This window comes from Longispora urticae, from assembly GCF_053902585.1.
The window spans coordinates 21,332-41,259 of the sequence record NZ_JAQZSH010000038.1 but is presented as its reverse complement, the minus strand read 5'-3'; the positions used below and the strand labels follow the sequence as shown (position 1 = coordinate 41,259).

The following is a 19,928-nucleotide window of genomic DNA, read 5'->3' as shown; positions in this document are numbered from 1 at the left end:
ACATGCGCAGCGCCCACCTGTTGGACGCGGGAGCCGTCCTGCCCCTCGGCGCGTCCGTCGACGCCGAGGACACGGTCGACACCCTGACCGCCCGCGCGTACCGGCACCCGGCCTTCGGCGACCGGACCGTGGTGCGGCTGGTCCCCGGCACGCTCGGCGGTGCCGAGGACCTGACCATGGACTTCCTCGGTTTCCAGGCACCGTCCACTGTGGCCGAAGTCGGGATCGTCCGGCAACGCGCCCTCGGGTTCCCCGCCTGGGCCCTCGTCAACGACCCGGCGAACGGGCACCACGCGCTCGCCCTGGTCAAGGAGATCGAGAAGCTGGCCCGGATGGCCGGCTCCCGGGTCGGCCCCGCCAAGGACGGCTTCGACGCCCTCGGCCAGAAGCTCGCCCTCGCCGTCCCGCACTTCCTCCCGACGTACTACGAGCAGGCCGGCCGCGCGTTCCTGGCCGCCGAGTCCTCCTCGTACGCGGCGATCATGTTCGGCAAGGCCCGCGAGGCCGAACGGGTCTACGCGCTGACCATCGAGGAGGAGCGCCAGCACGCGGTGTTCCTGGAGTTCGCGCTGGGCGGCGCGCTGAGCGCAAAGGCGCTGTCGGCGCACGCCCGCGACCTGGCGGCCCGCAGCACCCCGCTGGAGGCGTTCACCCGGTTCCGCCGGCTGTGCGTCGAGCGCACCCTGGGCGGCCTCCCGCCGTACGCGGCGATGCACACCGACCTGCGCCGGCTCGCCAAGGCCGCCGGGCTCGCCCTCGACGAGGTGGACGAGGAGGTCCTCGGCGAGCTGATCGCCGCGCCGGCCACCACGAAGGCCCCGGAGTCGTTCTGGGCGGCGTACCGGTCGACGCTGGCCCGCCTGGCGTCCCGCGACCCCGCACTGCGCGGCAAGCTGCTCGGCATGACCGTCACCAACTGTGACGACGCCGTCTGGATCTCCATCCTGGAGGAGGCCGGGGCCACCGACGCGCTCACCGGCGACGCCGCCCCCGAGGCCTCCTCGCCCGACGGGCCGGCCGGCTGGCTGACCCGGTTCGCGGCCCACCGCTCCCGGCGGTACTGGCGCCGCCGCCCCCGGCAGGCCGCCCTGCTGTCCCTCGTCGAACGGATGGCCCCCCGGCTCGCCGCCGACGCGGTCGCCGTCACCCTCGGCAGCGGCCACGAGATCGAGCTGGACCTGCTCGACGTGTGCCTCGCCCACGGCGTGCCCGTCACCGACCCGGCCCGCGAGGGCCAGTGGAACCTCCGGGTGGACGACTGGCTGTCCGACGAGACCGAGGGCCGCCGCGACCTGGTCGCCGTCGCCCGCGACCCCCGGTTCCTGCCCGCGCTGTCCGCCGGCCTGGAGAACGACCTGCGCGGCCGCGGCGGCGGCAGGGCCTCCGTCGACAAGGTGCACCGGGCCCTCGCGGCCCCCGGACTGCGGCTGGCCGCCGAGAGCTGGCTCGCCGGGTTCGCCGACGGGCTGGGCGGCCACGGGCTGCCGACCCTGTCCGCGCAGCTCGACCGGCTCGCCGGGCTCGCGTGCGCCGAGGGCTTCGCCGTGCACCCCGACGCGGCCCGGCGGATCGTGGACCACCCGCTCGGCCCCGTGCTGGGGCGCACCCTGCGGGCGGGCGTGCTCGACGAGTACGGCTGGCCGGCCCTCGACGAGGCCGTCGCCCTGGCCACCACCGGCCCCGACGACGACACCGACCTGCGGCTCACCCCGCAGTGGCCGCACCTGATCGTGTCCCGCGACGACTCGCCCGTCGTGCGGGTCGTCGGCCCCGACGGCATCGAGCTCGAACACCACACCCGGATCCCCGCCGACCAGCGCCGCTGGATGTGGCGGCTCGTCCTGCGGTACGTGGACGGCCAGCTCCTGGTCTGCTGGGACCGGGGCCCCGACCGCGCGGGCTACTGGTCGGCCACCCCCGACGACGTGTTCATCGCCCCCGACGACGCCTTCGAGCACGACATGTGGTCCCTGCCCATGGCGGGCGGCGGGCGCGTCACCGGCAAACGCCCGCTGCACCCCGGCGACCGGTCGGGCAAGGCGGGCGGCATCCTCGCCTCCGACGGCCGGTCCCACTGGTTGCAGCGCAGCGTCGAGGACGGCGTCGCCTGGTTCGAGCTCGACCCGCGCACCGGCGACCTGGGCCGGGCCTCGCTGCCGGCCTTCTTCGAGGACGGCGCGCGCGACGGGGAACTCCTGGTCCGGCACCTGTGCCGGCTCTACCCGGCCCCCGGCGCGCACCTCGGCCCGCTCGGCGGCGCGGACGGCCTCGCGGGCTGGCGGGTCCGGCAGGCCGCCGACGGCGGGTTCACCGGCGAGGGCCCCGACGGCCGGTCGTTCACGATGGCCCCGGGCGTGGGCCCGCTCGGCCTGCGTCCCACGCCGGGCCGCCTCGCCGGCCAGCCCGGCGGGGCGCTGCTCTTCCCCGGCTCCGACGTCCCCGTCGGCCTGCTGCGCGAAGGCCACTCCATGAACAACGGGCACACCGCGGTGCTGGCCGACGGTTTCACCGTCGCGACGTACCCGGCCAGCGAGCGCCGGCCCATGTTCGCGGCGGGCACCCCCTACCTGCCCCCGGTGAACTACTGGCACCACTTCCGGCCCCGGGACGAGGCGGGCTCCGCCGCGCTCCGGGCGCTCACCGACGAACAGGCCACCGAGCTGCTCACCGGCGCGGTCGGGCTGGAGCCGGCCCAGGTCGCCGAGCTGGTCGGCCGGGTGCTCCCGGGGGTCACCCACCCCGAGCTCGTCGCCGGGATCGCCGGCGTCGTGCGGGTCGCGGCGGGCCAGGCGGCCACGCTCGGTGCCTACTGCGCGATCCTGGAGGGCCGCGAGCTGCCCGACGACGCGGAGTCGGAGGCGGCGGCGGGTCCCTACCCGGACGACACGTTGCAGACGGCCCTGTCCGGGCTCATCCGGTACTGCTACAACCAGCAGTACAGCGTCGCGCGGTTCGTGGAGTGGGCCGGGCAGGTGCTCACCGGAGAACCCGCCCCGGCGCTGCCCCTGCCGAGCGGGGACCTCGACTGGTTCGACGTGTTCGGGCTGCTCCCCGGCATCCTGTACCGGGCGGCGCTGCCCACCACCCCGGAGGCGCGCCGGCACACCCTGCTCGCCTTCGTCGAACACTGCGCGCAGGTCGGCCTGCTCGCCCCGGGCAGCCGGCTCCGCCGGGTCACCGTGGTCCCCGACGAGGGCGTCGCGCTCGCCAAGTCGCAGGTGCTCACCCTGGGCAATGGTCGGGGCGTCGTCCTGCGCGGGGACTCCGACGACGCCGAGGTGCTGGAGTTCAGCCCGGACGGCACGTTCGGCGCCATCCCCGGTACCCGGATCACCAAGGAATGGATCTTCACCGACGGCCGGATCGACGCGACCAGCGTGACCGCTTACGTCGCGGCGCTGCGCGAGCACGGCCCCGTGGCCTGGGACCCGGCGCGGGTCGACGCGCTGTCGGTCGCGGCCGGGATCAGCCGGGCCGAGGCGGCCGTGGCCCTCAGCGGCATCGACAGCGAGGCCCTGAAGGAGCTCGTGGTCGAGGGCCTCACCGAGGTCGACCTGTCGACCGGCTACGACACCTGGAACCGGGGGACTCTGGGCCTGCGGTTCACCGAGGCGTTCGGCCTGCTGCTGCCGGAGGACCCGACCGCCCTGGTCACCACCGGTCCCGACATCGCGCGGTTCGCCGCGTGGGCCGTGGCCCGCAACGGCGTCCGCACCCCGGTCCCCGACGCGCTGATCACGCGGCTGATGAAGTCCCGGCAGTACTACCGGCCGCAGGCCTCCGAGCTGCTGCACGGCATCTCCAACGCCGACACGTGCCGCTGGCTGGCCGGACCGGTCGACGACATCGACGCCGGCGACCTCGTGACCTCCCTGGCCCGGGTGCTGCCCTGGCTGGCCCACGAGCTGCCCGCCGACGATCCGGTGCAGGCCCTGCTGCCGGTCGCCGTCGACCGGGTCCGCGCCCTGCTGGCCCACCCCGGGCTCACCCTCCAGTGTGGGCACATCGACCCGAAGAAGATCCCGAAGCTGGCCGAACAGCTCGGCGTCACGGTCACCACCACCGCCGAGGGCGACCGGATCGGCCCGTTGCTCGTGCCGGCGGAGTCCGGCTGGCGGCCGGTCCGGCTGTTCCCGGCGCAGCTCACCGGGCTCGGCGACCCCGTCCTGGACCTGATCTGGTCCGAGGTCGGCGCCACGGACCTCGTCACCGCGCTCCGCGGCCTGCTCGACGGCCGGGTCGGTCGGACCCTCGGCGGGCTGCGGGCCGCGACGGAGGGCGAACCGCACAACCCCGCCGACGTGGTGCCCGCCCTGGTCGAGGAGGTCAGCGCCACCCACGGGCTCGGTGCCGACGCCGCGACGCTGTACCTGCAGCTCCTGGCCCTGCCCAACCCCACGGACCGCAACATCACCCAGTGGAACGGCTGGAAGCCCGCCCGGACCAAGAAGGCCCGCGCCGAACTGGCCGCCACCGACCTCGTGGTCGAGGGCAAGCGGAGCCGGGCCGGCCGGTCGCTGTTCCTGCCCGGCGGCTGGCTGGAGCTCAAGGCCCCGAACCTGCCGATGGAGGCGTGGAAGAAGGGGCTGCTGCTCACCGACCAGGCCGGCGAGTGGTTCCTGGGCATGATGGTCCCGGCCGTCCCGCTGACCGAACTCTTCACCGTCGCCTGGCAGCGGGTCCGCCAGGGCGACGGCCCCCGCTTCGACGAGCTCATCACCGAAAGGCGCCGCCGACCGTGACCGACACCCTCACCCACCGCCGCCAGGTCGAACCGGCCGAGGACGCGCACGCCGCCGAGCTGGCCTTCCTCGCCGGGTACGACGACGGGCCCCGGCCGCCCGGCTGGCGGTTGACCCCGCGCGCGGTGGTCACGTTCATCGTCGGCAGCGAGGGTCGCGAGCTGAAACTCCCGGAGCCCGGCCCCGGTCTCCCGGACCGGCTCGTGATCAGCGCCAAGTTCGTCGGCGAGCGCGCGCTGGTCGAGCGGTGCGTCGTCACCCTCGCCGGCGAGCGCGGCCTGCTGCTGGTCGGCGAGCCGGGCACCGCGAAGTCCATGCTGTCCGAACTGCTCGCCGCCGCCGTGTGCGGCACCAGCGAACTCGTCGTACAGGGCACCGCCGGCACCACGGAGGACCAGCTGCGCTACGGCTGGAACTACGCGATGCTGCTCGCCCACGGGCCCAGCCCCGAGGCGCTGGTGGCCTCGCCGGTGCTCCGCGCGATGCGGACCGGCGCGGTGGCCCGGATCGAGGAGGTGACCCGGTGCCTCCCCGAGGTGCAGGACGCCCTCGTGTCCCTGCTGTCGGACCGGCGGATCGCCGTGCCGGAACTGGCGGGTACCGGGGACGCCACCGTGCACGCGGCGCCCGGCTTCACGCTGATCGCCACGGCCAACCTGCGCGACCGGGGCGTCTCCGAGATGTCGGCCGCCCTCAAGCGCCGGTTCAACTTCGAGACCGTCGGGCCGATCGGTGACCTGGCCGCCGAGACCGAGCTGGTCCGCAGGCAGGCCACGGCCGCGCTGGCCCGGGCCGCGACGCCGTTCGCGATCGACGCGGCGGTGCTCGAGGTGCTGGTCACCGCGTTCCGGGACCTGCGGGGCGGGCGCTCCGTCGAGGGCTGGGACGTGCAGAAACCCTCGACCGTGATGAGTACCGCCGAGGCCGTCGCCGTGGCCACCTCGCTGGGGCTGGCCGCCGCGTACTTCCCCGGTGACCGCGACGTCCTCTCCCTGCTGCCCGGCCACCTGCTCGGCGTGGTCCGCAAGGACGACCCGGCCGACGGCGCGACCCTGCTGGGGTACTGGGACGGGGCCGTCCGGCGGCGCGCCGAGGACGGGGCGCGGCTGTGGCGGCGACTGTGGGAGCTGCGCGATGTCCTCGTCGACTGACGACCCGGGTCGCGGGCCGATCGACGGTGGGGCCGGTCTGTCCGGTCTGGACGGAACGCTGATCGGGGAGCCCGGGCGGGCCGTCGCCGAACTGGCCGGGAGCACGGTGCCGCACCTGATCGGGGTGCGGCACCACTCGCCGGCCCTCGCGGCGGTCCTCCCGGCCCTCCTCGACGCCGCCGACCCCGACGTCCTCCTCCTCGAACTGCCCCCGGAGCTCGGCGGCTGGATCCCGTGGCTCGCCGACCCGGGCACCGTCGCCCCGGTCGCGCTGGCCGGGGTCGTCGGCGACGCCCCGCCGGCCTTCTACCCGTTCGCGGACTTCTCCCCGGAGCTGGCCGCGATCCGGTGGGCCGCCCGGCGCGGCGTCCCCGTCGTGCCCTGCGACCTGCCGCTCGCCGACCCCGCCTGGCGGACCGGAGAGGACCGCGACGGGCCCGATCCGGTGCTGGCCACCGCCCTGCGGGACGCGGCGACCGGCCGGCCCGGCGACGACATGTGGGACCGGACCGTCGAGGCCCGCGCCCCCGGTGCCGACCCCGAGGAGGTGCGCCGGGCGGCGCTGCTCGTCGGCTGGGCGCTGCGGAGCGACGCGGCGCGCGGGGGCGGGGTCTCGGCCCTCGACCTGCGCCGCGAGGCCTGGATGCGGCGTGTCCTGGCCGGGGCGCTCGCGGGCGGAGAAGCCCCGGAGGGGACGACCGGCGGGACCGGCGCCGCTTCGGGTCGTGACGCGGGTGTGCCCGGTGCCGCCCGGATCGCCGGCGCGGGCGCGGCCGGTGCTGCGGTTGCCGCCGGGCCGGCCGCCGCCTCCGACCGGCGGGACGCCGCTGACCGGGGCGCGGACGGGGCGGAAGCCGGCGACAACGACGTGCCCAGGCGGGTCACCATGCTGGTCGGGGCCTTCCACGCCCCGGCGCTGTACGTCGGCGACGAGGCCGGTGGGGCCGCGCCGTCGGGGGCCGAGGTGGCGACGTCGCTGGTGGCGTACACGTTCGGGCTGCTCGACGAGCGGTCCGGCTACCCGGCCGGCATCCGGGACCCCGGCTGGCAGCAGTCCGTCCTGGAGGCCGGCGCGGATCCCGTGGCCGTCGAGAACGCGGCCGTGGCCGCCGTCGTCCGGGTCTGCGCCCACCTGCGCGCGGCCGGGCACCCCGCCGGGCCCGCCGAGGCGCGCGAGACCGTCCGGATGGCGCTCGACCTGGCCCGGCTGCGCGGCCTGCCCGCCCCCGGCCGGGGCGAACTCGTCGAGGCCATGGGCACCGTGCTCGCGCACGGCGAGGTGCTCGGCCGGGGCCGGGTCGTCGCGTCCGCGATGGAGAACGTGCTGGTGGGGGACCGGAGAGGAGTGCTGGCGGACGGTACCCCCCGATCGGGGCTGCGGCCCGCCGTGCAGCGGATGCTGGCGGCGCTCGGGCTGCCGGGACCCGGTACCCCCGAGAAGGATCTGCGGTTGGATCCGTTGCGCTCCGACCTGGACCGCCGCCGCGACATCGTGCTGCACCAGCTCGCGGTGTGCGGCGTGCGGTACGCGGAGCCGGTGGCCGTCGAGGGGCTGTCCGGTTCCGACGGGCTCACCACCCGCTGGCGGCTGCAGTGGACCCCCGGCACCGACGCCATGCTCGACCTCGCCGGGCTGCGGGGCGTCACCCTCGCCCAGGCCGCGCACGGCACCCTCACCGAACGCCACCGGCGCACCACGGCCGAGGGCGGGCCGACCGTGGCCGACGTGCTCGGAGCCCTGGCCGCCGCCGCCCGGTGCGGACTGGCCCGGCTGGCAGCCGAACGGCTCGCCGAGCTCGCCGTCATCGTGCCCACCACCGCGAGCCTGCCCGAGACCGTCGAGGCCCTCGCGCTGCTCGACCAGCTGCGGCTCGGCCACATCGCCGGGCTGGGCAGGCCCGGACCCGACGCCCTCGCGGCGCTGGAGTCGACCACCGCCGAGGTGGAGACCGCCGCCGTCCGCCAACTCGACGGCCTCGCCGGTTCCGAGGACCCGGCCGACGCCGCGGCCCTCGCCGTCCTCGCCCAGCGGTCCGACGCGCTCGGGGTCGGGCTCCGGCTCGAGGCGGCGCTCCGCGACCTGGCCGACGCCGGTTCGCCGGTGATCTCCGCCGCCGCGCACGCCGTCCTGGTCCTGCTGGGCCGGCGCGACCAGGCGGGCCTCGCGCTGCGGGTGACGTCCTGGGTGGACGCCGGGAGTACGCCGCCGGCCCGACGGGTGCTCCAGGCGCACCTCACCGGCCTGCTCACCGTCGCCGAACCGCTGCTCCAGGCCGGTGGGCCGGTGCTCGACGACCTGTTGGACCGGGTGGAGACGCTGCCCGACGAGCAGTTCCTGGCCCGGTTGCCGGCGCTGCGCGGCGGGTTCCACACCGTCAGCCCGGCCGGCCGCGGCCGGCTGCTGGCCGTGGTGGACTCCCGGCTCGGCGGGGGGACGGACATCGACGCGCCCGGGGACGCCGGGTCCCTGCTCGCGCGGTTGCTCGCGGACCGGGCGGGGCTGGCGGCGCTCGGCACCTGGGGCCTGTCCCCGACCGCCGATTCGGAGTCCGGGGCCGCTCGTGCGGTGTCCGGGGGCGACAGTTCCGCGGCGGTGTCCGGCGGGTCCGCCCCGGCGGCACGAGGGCCGGCGGAACCGGGCTCGGTGCGCCCACCGGCCGACGCCGCCGGAGTGGCGGTGTCGCCCGGGTCCGGGACCACCGTGCCGACGGGTCCGCGGGAGTCTGCCGGGCCTGAGCCGGCCGCCGGGGGTCCCGACGCGCCGGGAGCACCCCTGGGGCTGGCACCGCTCGACCGGTGGCGGTTGCTCCTCGGCCGGGACACGTCGGGGATGGGCGGCAGGGCGGGGCGGTACGCGACCGCGCTCGACGAGCTCTACGGCGCCGGGCGCGGCGAGGGCCGGCACGCCGACGACGCCGGCCGGGCCGGGCGCGAGGCCGCGTTCCCCGGGGTCCGGGACTGGGCCGAGGAACTGGAGGTCCTGTTCGGAGCGGGCGTCCGCGAGGAGGTGCTGGCCCGCGCCGTCGAGGCCGGCCGGGTCGAGGCCGCCGGACTGCTCGACCCCGACGCGGTCCGACCCTCGATCGAACTGCTCCAGGCCGTGTTGTCCCTGGCCGGAGCCCTGCCGGAGTCCGCCGTCGCGAAACTGCGGCCCCTGGTGGCCCGGATCGTCGCCGAGCTGACCCGTGAACTGGCCACCCGCCTGCGCCCCGCGCTCGCCGGGCTCAACACGCCCCGCCCGACCCACAGGCCGGGCGGGCGGCTGAACCTGCCGCGTACCCTCCGGGCCAATCTCGCCGCGAGCCGCCGCCGCCCGGACGGCAGCCTCATGCTGGTCCCCGAGCGGCCCGTCTTCCACACCCGGGCCCGCAAGGGCGTCGACTGGCGACTGGTACTCGTCGTGGACGTGTCCGGCTCGATGGAGGCCTCGGTGATCTGGTCGGCGCTCACCGCGTCGGTACTCGCCGGGGTGCCCGCGCTGACCACCCATTTCGTCGCCTTCTCCACGGAGATCGTGGACCTCACCGACCGGGTGTCCGACCCGCTCGGGCTGCTGCTGGAGGTGAGAGTCGGTGGCGGTACCCATATCGCCAAGGGGCTGCGCCACGCCCGGAGCCTGGTCACCGTCCCCTCGCGGACGATGGTCGTGGTCGTCAGCGACTTCGAGGAGGGGTACCCGGTGAGCGGGCTGCTCGCCGAGACCCGGGCACTCGTCGAGTCGGGGTGCGTGGTGCTCGGCTGCGCGAGCCTGGACGACACGGGCCGGCCCCGGTACAGCGTGTCCGTGGCGGAACAGCTCGTGGCCGCCGGGATGCCCGTGGCCGCGTTGAGTCCGTTGGAGCTGGCCCGCTGGGTCGGGGAGCAGGTCCGATGAGCGGCCTGGCCTCCGGTGGCGTGTTGCCGGCCGCCGATCCGGTGGTGGTCGCCGAGGCGGTCGACGCGTTGCCCGGTCGGCTCCGCAAGCGGCTCGACGACATGGTGGCGAAGGCCGCGGGCTGGGCCGTCGCGGTCGACGGGGACGTGGCCACGGTGACCGTGGACGAGCAGACGACGGTGACCCTGACCCCCGATCGGGGGGTACTGCGGACGGCCGCCTCGGCCCGGTGCGGCTGCCTGCTCGCGCCGAACTGTCTGCACCGCACGGCGGTCCTGGTCCTGTGCCCACCGGCGGACGACAGCCTGGACCTCCCGTCCGAACACGACCCGGCCGATGTCCCGGTCGACTCCGGTCCGTCCGACAACGAGTCGGGGGTGCATGCCGACGGGATGTCGAAGACCCCGCACGGCGGCCCCGGTGCCTCAACCGACACTGACCAGGACGTCCCGCCCGGCGGTGCCCCGCTCACCGTGCGGCAGCGGGCCGCCGCCCACGGGCTCTGGCAGGCCGGGGTCGGCGTCCTGGCCACCGGCGTCGTCGGGTCCGGCGTGATCGCGGGGGTCGGCCTGTTGCGCGCCGCGCACGAGGCCCGGGCCCAGGGCCTGCACCGGGGCGCCGCCGCCGGCCGCCGGGTGGCCGCCGGGCTCCGGTCGGCCCGGGAGGCGCAGCCCGGCTTCCGGCTGGCGGACCTCACCGACGACCTCCGCGAACTGCTCGGCCTCGCGCACGCCCTCCAGGGTGCCGCAGCCCCGCCCGAACTGCTGGGCACGGCCAGGAGGGCGTACGACCCCCGGGGCAGCCTCCGCCTGTACGGGCTGTGCACCGTCCCCGTCGTCGCCGGGTCGGGCTACGCGGGGGTGCTGACGTACCTGGTCGACCGCGACGGCACCCTGTGGGCGGTCGCGGACATCTACCCGGGCGGGGTGGGCCGGGTCGCCGGTTCCGCCGAGTCCACGGTCTCGGTCGGCGAGGCCGCGATCAGCTACCGGGCGCTCGGCCGCGCCGGCCTGATCCTGTCCGGCGCGACCGCCACCGACACCGGCCAACTGGGCGCGGGGCGCTCGGTGCGCGCGGTCCGGGCGGGCGGCGGGGCATGGGACGACGTACCGGCGGCCCGGTTGTGGGAGCAGCCGCTCGGCGCTCAGGTGCACCGGGCGTTCGAGGCGCTCGCGGCCGGGGTCCAGGCGCATCCGGTCGGGGACGACCTGCTCTTCCTCAGGGTCCGGGTGCGCGGGGCGGACACCGAGGGCGTGTGGGTGACCACAGTGGACGGTGTGCCGTTGTGTCTGACGGCGGCGGCGGAGTACCCGGAGCTGCCGTACCGGCACAATCTGCGGATCCTCGGTGGGGCGGTGGACGGCGAGTTGCTGGTGGTCGGCAGCCCCGATCCCTCGCGGCCCGGGCGGGTCCGGGCGCTGTCGGTCGCGGTCACCGGGGACGGGCCGCGGGCGCTGCTGCTGCCCGGGGAGTGGGCCGGCCGCGTCGACCTGGGCATCGACCGCCTGCACCGCAGCCACCTGCCCGAGCCGGCCGGAGCGGGCGTCGCGCCGGGTGAGGCCGGGAAGGCGGCGGCGGGTGCGGTGCAGGGAGGAACCGGGGAAGCCGGTGGGAGCGACGCGCCGGGCGGGTCCGCAGACGCCGCAGTGAGCGACGTGCCGGGCGGGTCCGCAGACGCTGCGGGGAGCGACGCGCCGGGCGAGGCCGTGGAAGCCGGCGGGGAGGGTGCTTCCGGAGCGGAGGATCGTCCCGCCGCCGGGGACGGTTCCGGTGTTGCCGCGAACCGGCCGGTCGACGGTGGGGAGGGTGCTTCCGGGGTGGAGGATCGTCCCGGCGCCGGGGACGCTTCCCGGGTCGCCGCGGACCCGCCGGTCGACGGCGGGTTCCGGTCCGGGGCGGCCCTCGATCCCGCGCTGCGGTTCCTGCGTGCCCAGGTGGAGCGCACCGTCTCCGGCGGCCGTGCCGTGCAGGCGCTCGCGGCGGACGAGAGCCGGGTGCTCCGCCGGGCCCGGCTGGACACCGGTGCCGCGCTGATGGCGGCGGTGGGTGCGGCGGCCCGGCACCGGCCGCGCGACGCGTTCGGTCGGCTGGCGGACGACGACGGGCACGCCTACGCGCTGGCCTGGTTGTCGGCGGCGGTCTACGAGGACGCGGCCACCCGGGCCTTCGCGGAGGCGACCTGGCTGCCCCAGGAGCACGGGGGCGCCACGGGCTGAGCGATCAGACAACCTCGGGGAAGGTGTGGTCGTCCGGCCCCGGACCACCCCACCTTCCCCGAGATCGCTGCCACATCGGGGCCACCCGCTCCCACGGCACCCCGATGCGCGACCATCCGACACCCCACACCCGGCGGGGCGCCTCCGGGGCCCGGCCCGCCCCGGCACGCATCAGCCTCCGGAGTCTCCCGGGCCCGGCCCGCCCCGGCGCGCATCAGCCCCCGGCGTCTCCCGGGCCCGGCCCGCCCCGGCGCGCATCATCCCCCCGGGTCTCCCAGGCCCGGCCCGCCCCGGCACGCATCAGCCCCCCGGGATCACATCTCCGCCGTCACGCTCTCCTTGCCGTTCTCGATGTGCCCGACCAGCCGCCGCCGGAACCCGGCCTCCTCGACCACGGTCAAGGTCAGCTCGTACCAGCCGTGGGACCGCGCGGTGCCCTGGCGGAGCTCGTACACCTTGCCGGGCTTGACGGTGATCTTCCGGGCCCCGTCGATGACGAACGTCCGGGTCGCCGTCCCCGTGTTGGCCAGCGACAGCAGCAGCGTCCGGCCCGCGCCCACGATGGACGTGCGCACCTCGACGCCGGACTCCCGGCTGCCCGCGAACTCGCGCCGGAACCCGTTCGGCCCGGTCACCACGAACGAGTAACCGGCCCCGGCCGCCGAAGTCCCCGTCTCGGAGCCAGCCCCGGAGGCACCGGCCCCGGCGGCCGCGGACGCCCCCGGCACGGACTCAGCACCGCCGGAAGCCCCGGAAGCCCCGGAACCCCCACCGGAGGCCCCAGCCACCGCCAACGTCCCCGGCACCTCCACCTCAGCACCCCCCACCACATCCAGATGCACCGGCCGCGCGAACTCCCCCGCGTACGGCCACACCACCAGATGCGCGCTCACGGCCCCGTCGTTCCGCACCGTCAACCGTCCCCCGGCGAGGAACGCGTCCGGCTGATAGGGCAACGCCCGCGCCGGCCGCACCCCCGGCTCCTGCACCGGCATCACCTGCGAGACCGGGGGCACCGGCCGCCACCGCGCACTGGCGGCGGGCACCGGCCCCGGGGCCCCCAGCCGAGGCGGCCGCACCCCGCGGTCGAAGCAGAACGCCGAGGTCAGGTCCCCGGCGACGGCCCGCCGCCACGGGCTGATGTTGGTCTCGCGGACGCCCAGCCACTCCTCGGTGAACCGCACCATCGAGGTGTGGTCGAAGACCTGGGAGTTGACGTAGCCGCCGACGGTCCAGGGGGAGATGACGAGCATGGGGACCCGGATGCCGAGGCCGATCGGCTGGCCGTCGACCCACTCGTCGGTGAAGGAGGCCGGCGGGACGGGCGGCGGGACGTGGTCGAAGTACCCGTCGTTCTCGTCGTAGGTCAGGAACAGCACGGTGCCGGCCCAGACGTCCGGGTGCGAGCCGAGCGCGTCCAGGATCTGGTAGGTGATGCTGGCGCTGGCGGCGGGGGAGGACGCGCCGGGGTGCTCGGAGTCGGCGGCCGAGGGCACCAGGTAGCTGACCTGCGGCAACGTGCCGTTGGCGACGTCGGCGGCGAACGCGGCGGCCAGTCCGCCGGTCTCGACCCGGGTCAGCGCCCGGTCGTAGCGGGACCTCTCGCCCGGCGTCAACGTGGCGATCCCGGCGGCGAGCCCGTCCTGTAGGCGGGTCCGCTCGGCGCCGGTCGCGGCGCGCAGCTTCTTGTAGTAGGTGTCCATGCTCTTGTAGCCCAGGCCGGCGAGCACCTTGCGGGCGATCTGCTTGAACGGGGCGTGGAACTCCAGGTTGTTGTCCTGGTAGTTGTCCAGCTCCTGGTACACCTTCCAGGTCTTGCCGGCCTGCTCGAGCTTCTCGGCGTACGTGCCCCAGGTGTAGCCGGCGTGGCTGTCCTCGGAGTAGGCGGAGTTGCCGGTGGCCCGCTTGCCGTTCGGCTCGGAGCCGATGGTGCCGCTGACGTGGTAGTTGCGGTTCGGGCTGGTCGAGCTCATCACCGAACAGTGGTATGCGTCACACAGGGTGAAGGTGTCGGCCAGTTCGTAGTGGAAGGGCAGGTCGGTGCGGTCGTAGTACGCCATGGTGGCCGGGCCCTTGGCCGCGATCCAGGCGTCGAACCAGCCGTCGGCCCAGGCCTTGTGTCCGCCGGCCCAGTCGTGGTTGAGGTCCCCGATGTAGTGGATGTCCTTGTTGCCGGTCTTCGCGGCCTCGCGGACGGAGAACGGCAGGACGTGGCCGCCGGTCGTGGGCTGCGCGAACACCGGCTTGCCCGTGCGGAGAGCGACGGCGTTGGGGTCGCCGAAGCCGCGGACGCCCCGTAGGGTACCGAAATAGTGGTCGAAAGACCGGTTTTCCTGCACGAGGTATACGACGTGCTTCACCGAGCTGAGGTCACCGGGCGGCGCGGGCGCGGCGAGTGCGGCCTGCAGCGACGGCGGGAGGAGCGAGCTGGCGGCGAACGCGCCGACGGCCGCGGCACCGGTGCCGAGCACCTGCCGACGGGAGAGGGAAGGGGTCATGACCTGTGTGTACCGGCCGATCATGGCCGGCGGATGACGGCCGGGTAGCGTCTTGCTCGCCTCGTGAGATCAACAATGGAGTTCCGATGCGAGACATCGCCGTGTTCAGCGGAAGTGCCCACCCCGAGCTGGCCGCCGAGATCTGTTCCCACCTGGAGGCCCCGCTGCTGCCGGTCCGGTCGCAGCGCTTCGCGAACGACTGCCTGGAGGTCCAGCTCCAGGCCAACTGCCGCGAACGTGACGTCTACCTCATCCAGCCGCTGGTCCGTCCGGTCAGCGAGCACCTGGTCGAGCTGCTCCTGATGCTCGACGCCGCCCGGGGCGCGTCGGCCGCGCGCACCACGGTCGTCATGCCGCACTACTCCTACGCCCGGTCCGACAAGAAGGACGCGCCCCGGATCTCGATCGGGGGCCGCCTGGTCGCCGACCTGCTGGTGGCCGCCGGGGCGAACCGGGTGCTCACCATGACCCTGCACTCGCCGCAGGTGCACGGCTTCTTCAGCGTGCCGGTCGACCACCTGCACGCGCTGCGCGAACTGGCGGAACACTTCCGGCAGTACGACCTGTCCAACACCACCGTCGTGTCGCCCGACCTGGGCAACGCGAAGGAGGCGGCGGCGTTCGCGCGGCTGCTCGGGGTGCGGGTCGCGGCGGGTGCCAAGCAGCGGTTCGCCGACGACCGGGTGGCCATCTCCTCCGTGATCGGCGACGTGGCCGGCCGGGACATCATCGTGCTGGACGACGAGATCGCGAAGGGGAGTACGGTCCTGGAGCTCCTCGACCGGCTGCGCGAGCTCGGCGCGAACACCATCCGGGTGGCCTGCACGCACGGCTTGTTCTCCAGCGGCGCCCTGAAGCGGATCGGTTCCCAGCCGGACGTGCTGGAGATCGTCTGCACGAACACGGTGCCGATCCCGGCCGACGAGACGCACGAGAAGCTCAAGGTGCTCTCGGTCGCCCCGGCGCTGGCCGAGGCGATGCGCCGGATCCACAACGGTGAGTCGGTGAGCGCCCTGTTCCACCCCTGACCAGCCCAAACCCCAGATCCCGACGGGTACGGGGGTAGCCCACACCCCCAGATCCCGACGGGTACCGGGGACCGGCGCGTCCACCATCCGGAGCGCGTGGCGCGTGGCCTCCGCGCCACGCGCCCCGCGCTCCGGGTCGTCGGGGCCCGGCCGGTGGTCGGCGCGGTGTTCCGGATCCCGGTGTGTAGCCCGGCCCGGTCCCGGGTAGCCCTGAGGGGTCAGTCGATCCAGACCCTGGAGGTGTCATGACGACCGCCAACCCCAACTGGGATCCGTGGAACTACGCGCCGGCCTCGGGATACCCGGCCGAGGGGGTCGACCTGGTCGGCTTCCATGTCGAGGCCACCGACGGCGGCATCGGCAAGATCGACGAGGCCACCCACGACGTGGGCGCGAGCTATGTCGTGGTGGACACGGGACCGTGGATCTTCGGTACCCGGGTGATGCTGCCGGCCGGCGTGATCGGCCAGGTGGACGTCGCGAACGAGAAGGTCTACCTGAACCGCACGAAGGACCAGATCAAGAACGCGCCGCCGTACGACACGGACGTGCGCGACGACCCGAACTACCGCGACGGCCTCGGCGGCTACTACGGCGGCCCGGGCTTCTTCTGACCGACCCGGGTCAGCGGGTTCTGCCCGACCCGGGTCGGCGGGCACTCCCGCCCCGGCCGCTGTCGGGCCGGACCACGGCCACCGCCGCACGGGGACCCGCGACGCGGCGACCCCGCGCACGACGAACCAACACCCGAGGAGCGGCGGGTGACCCGCACGACACGGCGCACGGGTCACCCGCGCACGACGAAGCCCCCGGAACCACGTCCGGGGGCTTCGTCGTGCGTACCGGTCAGACGGAGTGCTTGTGCTCCGCGTCGCTCGCGGTCGCCCCGGCCTGCCCGGCCTGCGCGCGGCTCGGGTCGATGTCGCGGTCGGCGGCGCCGGTCGAGTACGAGGACTGGCCGAACCGGCTGGTCGCGGCCGGGTCGCCGACCATGCGGGTGGTGTCCTGCTCCGCGCGGGTCAGGACGCGCTCCCAGCGCTCGCGCATCGGCATGACGAGCCCGCCGCCGAGGCCGACGACGAGGATGCCGCCGATGGTCGCCAGCGCCGCGATCAGCACGGGCTGGGTGACGGCACCGGCGACGCCGACCTGGTTGAGGGCCGCGATGACGCCGAGCGCGATGATGAACGCCTGGGCGATCTTGGCGAGCAGCGGGCCGTACGAGAGCCGGCCCAGGGCGCCCTCGGCGAGGTCGCGGACGGCACGCGCGATGGCGGCGGCCACGACGACGATGACGACGGCGACGAACGCGCGCGGCAGCCACTTCACGACGCCCTCGATCAGGGTGCTGACCGGGTTCGGGCCGAACACGCCGAAGGCGAGCTGCAGGGTGAACAGCAGCAGGGCGTAGTAGGCGAGCTTGGCGGTGAGGCTGCTGGCCTTCTGGGTGCCCAGGAAGCGCTGCAGGCCGGCCTTCTCGACGGCCTTGTTGTAGCCGACCCGGTCGAGGAGCCGGTCGACGAGGTTGCGGATGGCCTTGGAGATCAGCCAGCCGACGAACAGGATGACGGCGAAGAGGACGAGCTTGGGGGCGATCGCGATGGTCTTGTCGAGGGCGCTCTGCAGCCCGTCGGTGATACTCACGGCACGGATATCGGTCATGCACACAGGGTAAAGGCAAATCCGCCTAAACATGGTATTGACATGATATTAGTACTGTGTGCGTTTACTGCGTTGACGCCGACAGCCCCGCCTCGGACGATAGGCGGATGGATCATGACCGTCCGGAACCCGTCCCCGCTGCGACCGCCCTCGTCCACGAGCGCTTCCCGGCGGCCCGGTGGGCGATCGTCACCGGCAGCGTCCTGACGCCGGCCCGCACCCCGTACTCCGACCTCGACGTCTACGTCGTCCTCCCCGACGGCCCGCCCGCCCCGTACCGCGAGTCGTTCCTCTGGCAGGGCTGGCCGGTGGAGCTGTTCGTCAACGACGAGGCCTCGTTCACCGGCTTCCTCGAGAGCGAGCTGGTCGAACGCCGCCCGATCACCGCCTCGATGGTCGCGGCCGGCACCCTGATCCTCGACGGCGACGGCAGCTTCGCCCGGGTCCGGGCCGACTGTGCGCGCCGGTTGGCCGCCGGCCCCGCCCCGCTGACCCGGGCCGACCTCGACTTCCGGCGGTACGGGATCACCGACCAGCTCGACGACCTCGCCGGCTGCGCCGACCCGCACGAGGCGGCCATGATCGCGCTGCACCTGATCCGGGACGCGGCCGGGCTGGCCCTCGCCGCCGCCGGGCGCTGGCAGGCGAACGGCAAGTGGCTGTACCGGGAGCTCCGGGCGGCGGACCCCGACCTCGCGGCCCGGCTGATGGCCGCGCGCGACGACCACGACGTGCTCGCCGAGGTGGTGCGGGAGATCCTCGACCGGGTCGGCGGACCCTTGTGGACGGGCTTCCGGATCGGCTGACCGGGGTCATGCGGGCGTGGTAGGGCGTACGACTTCCGCGGTACCCGTCGCGGGTCGTGACAAAGAATTTACGTTGCTTTATGGTTGCCGGATGGGGACCGGTCGGGCGCTGCTCAGAGGGGTCTCCCGGTTCGATCCACTGGTGTGGGACGCGGCGCTGGCCACCGCGATGGCGGGTCTGACGATCGTGGTCGGCGTCCTCTACCTCCCCGACGGCTACCGGGCGTTCGACCCCGAGGCGTGGCTGCTCACGGTGCTGATCAACGTGCCGATGACGCTGCGCCGGCGGTACCCCCGCGTGATCCTGGGGGTGTCCTGTCTGGCCTTCGTGGCCTTCCTCGCCGAGGGCTACCTGCCGTCGATCAACTTCTTCGGCCCGCTGCTGGGGCTGTACACGGTGGCGACGGCCTACCCGACCCGCCGGGTGGTGCCCGCGGCCGTCGCCACGTTCGGCGTGCTCCAGTACAGCGGGATGTCCGCCCGGGTGCTGCCCTGGTACGTGATCGCGTTCCAGATGGCCCTGATCGCGTTCGTGGCCTGCGTGTTCGGCGGGAAGAGCCGGGCGGTCGCCGAGCGCAACGCCCGGCTGGCGGTCCTCACCGAACGGCTCCGCCGCGACCAGGAGGAACGGGCCCGGCGCGCGGTCACCGAGGAGCGGATCCGGATCGCCCGGGAGATGCACGACGTCGTCGCCCACCACATGTCGGTGATCTCGATGCAGGCCGGCCTCGCCCGGTACGTGTTCGCCACGGACCCCGACACGGCCCTCGGCGCGGTGCGGACCATCGAGACGACCAGCGGCGAGGGGCTCGACGAGCTGCGCCGGCTGCTCCTCGTGCTCCGGGTCGGCGACGGCGAGGAGGCGACCGCCGGCACCCCGGCCGGCCTGGACCGCCTGCCCGAACTGGCCCGCCGGGTCACCGCCTCCGGCGTCCCGGTCGCGCTCGCCGTCACGGGCCGCCCCCGGCCGCTGCCGCCGGGCGCGGAACTGTGCGCGTACCGGGTGGCCCAGGAGGCCCTCACCAACGTGCTGAAACACGCCGGCCCCGCGCGTGCCACAGTGGACCTGGACTACGGGCCGGAGGCGGTCACGGTGCGGGTGGTCAACGACGGCCGCCCCGCCCGGCCGCCGGCGGAGTCCACCGGCCAGGGGCTGGTGGGCATGCGGGAACGCGCCCGGATCTTCGGGGGCGTGCTCACCGCCGGCCCCCGTGACGGCGGAGGCTTCGCCGTACAGCTCGTCCTGCCCACCGTGGCACTCGTGGAGGAAGACAGCCGATGACCCGCGTTCTCATCGTGGACGACGAGGTGCTGATCCGCGCCGGTCTCGCCGCCCTGCTCCGGGCGGCCCCGGGCCTCACCGTCGTGGGCGAGGCGGCCGACGGCGAGCAGGCGGTCGCGCTCGCGGCCGAGCTGGAGCCCGACGTGGTGCTGATGGACATCCAGATGCCGGGCCTCAACGGGGTGGCCGCCACCGAACGGCTGCTGGCCCGCTCCCGGACCGCCGTCCCGCCCCGGGTGCTGATCCTGACGACCTTCGACCTGGACGAGTACGTGTTCGCGGCCCTGCGCGCCGGGGCCTCCGGGTTCCTGCTCAAGGACACCCCGCCGGAGCGCCTGCTCGCCGCGATCAGCGTCGTCGGGTCGGGGGACATGCTGTTCGCGCCGAGTGTGACCTGCCGGCTGATCGAGGCGTACACCCGCCGGGCGGACCGGGTGCCCGTCGTGCCCGAACTGGACAACCTGACCTCCCGCGAGGTGGAGGTGCTGGGGCTGGTCGGCCGGGGGCTGTCGAACGCGGAGATCGCCGAGCGGCTGGTGGTGAGCGAGGCGACGGTGAAGACGCACCTGAACCGGACGATGACGAAGCTCGGGGTGTCGAGCCGGGCGCAGACCGTGGTGCTGGCCTACGAGTCGGGGCTGGTGACGCCGCGCGGCTGAGCGGTCACCC

General features: G+C 74.9%; 11 protein-coding genes. 9 read left to right on the top strand and 2 right to left on the bottom strand.

The window, feature by feature from the left end; genetic code table 11:
* Positions 1-2: 2 nt before the first annotated feature.
* The 4 genes from PT931_RS26245 to PT931_RS26230 are packed head-to-tail and all read left to right on the top strand — an operon-like array spanning position 3 to position 11,983.
* On the top strand, positions 3-4,742 hold the full coding sequence (locus PT931_RS26245; protein WP_456248368.1) for a hypothetical protein: 4,740 nt from the start codon (positions 3-5) through the stop codon (positions 4,740-4,742).
* Complete coding sequence (locus PT931_RS26240; RefSeq protein ID WP_456248367.1) at positions 4,739-5,893, top strand: ATP-binding protein; 1,155 nt, start codon at positions 4,739-4,741, stop codon at positions 5,891-5,893. Before PT931_RS26245 ends, PT931_RS26240 begins: the two co-directional genes overlap by 4 nt.
* The gene (locus PT931_RS26235) at positions 5,877-9,767 is read left to right on the top strand and encodes a DUF5682 family protein (RefSeq protein ID WP_456248366.1); all 3,891 of its coding nucleotides are present in this window, start codon (positions 5,877-5,879) and stop codon (positions 9,765-9,767) included. The genes PT931_RS26240 and PT931_RS26235 overlap by 17 nt, the downstream gene beginning before the upstream one ends.
* Positions 9,764-11,983, top strand: coding sequence for a hypothetical protein (locus PT931_RS26230; protein WP_456248365.1), 2,220 nt, complete (start codon positions 9,764-9,766; stop codon positions 11,981-11,983). Before PT931_RS26235 ends, PT931_RS26230 begins: the two co-directional genes overlap by 4 nt.
* A gap of 314 nt (positions 11,984-12,297) precedes the next feature.
* Here PT931_RS26230 and PT931_RS26225 read toward each other — a convergent pair whose 3' ends face one another.
* Positions 12,298-14,481, bottom strand: coding sequence for a phosphocholine-specific phospholipase C (locus PT931_RS26225; protein ID WP_456248364.1), 2,184 nt, complete (start codon positions 14,479-14,481; stop codon positions 12,298-12,300).
* An 86-nt stretch (positions 14,482-14,567) separates the two neighbouring features.
* On the opposite strand from PT931_RS26225, the gene PT931_RS26220 reads away from it, so the two are divergent.
* Positions 14,568-15,509, top strand: coding sequence for a ribose-phosphate diphosphokinase (locus tag PT931_RS26220; RefSeq protein ID WP_363725910.1), 942 nt, complete (start codon positions 14,568-14,570; stop codon positions 15,507-15,509).
* A gap of 245 nt (positions 15,510-15,754) precedes the next feature.
* Entirely contained in the window at positions 15,755-16,123 is a 369-nt protein-coding gene (locus PT931_RS26215; RefSeq protein ID WP_456248363.1) for a PRC-barrel domain containing protein, read from the top strand.
* Between the two features lie 232 nt (positions 16,124-16,355).
* On the opposite strand, the gene PT931_RS26210 is transcribed toward PT931_RS26215, so the two are convergent.
* On the bottom strand, positions 16,356-17,171 hold the full coding sequence (locus tag PT931_RS26210; protein WP_456248362.1) for a membrane protein: 816 nt from the start codon (positions 17,169-17,171) through the stop codon (positions 16,356-16,358).
* 107 nt (positions 17,172-17,278) lie between these two features.
* Here PT931_RS26210 and PT931_RS26205 point away from each other — a divergent pair, with 107 nt between their 5' ends.
* The 3 genes from PT931_RS26205 to PT931_RS26195 all read left to right on the top strand — a co-directional run bounded on the left by PT931_RS26205 (position 17,279) and on the right by PT931_RS26195 (position 19,918).
* A complete protein-coding gene (locus PT931_RS26205; protein ID WP_456248361.1) occupies positions 17,279-17,977 on the top strand; it encodes a nucleotidyltransferase domain-containing protein in 699 nt (232 codons plus the stop codon).
* Between the two features lie 91 nt (positions 17,978-18,068).
* The gene (locus PT931_RS26200; protein WP_456248360.1) at positions 18,069-19,259 is read left to right on the top strand and encodes a sensor histidine kinase; all 1,191 of its coding nucleotides are present in this window, start codon (positions 18,069-18,071) and stop codon (positions 19,257-19,259) included.
* Positions 19,256-19,918, top strand: coding sequence for a response regulator (locus PT931_RS26195; protein ID WP_456248359.1), 663 nt, complete (start codon positions 19,256-19,258; stop codon positions 19,916-19,918). Before PT931_RS26200 ends, PT931_RS26195 begins: the two co-directional genes overlap by 4 nt.
* The last annotated feature ends 10 nt before the right edge of the window (positions 19,919-19,928 follow it).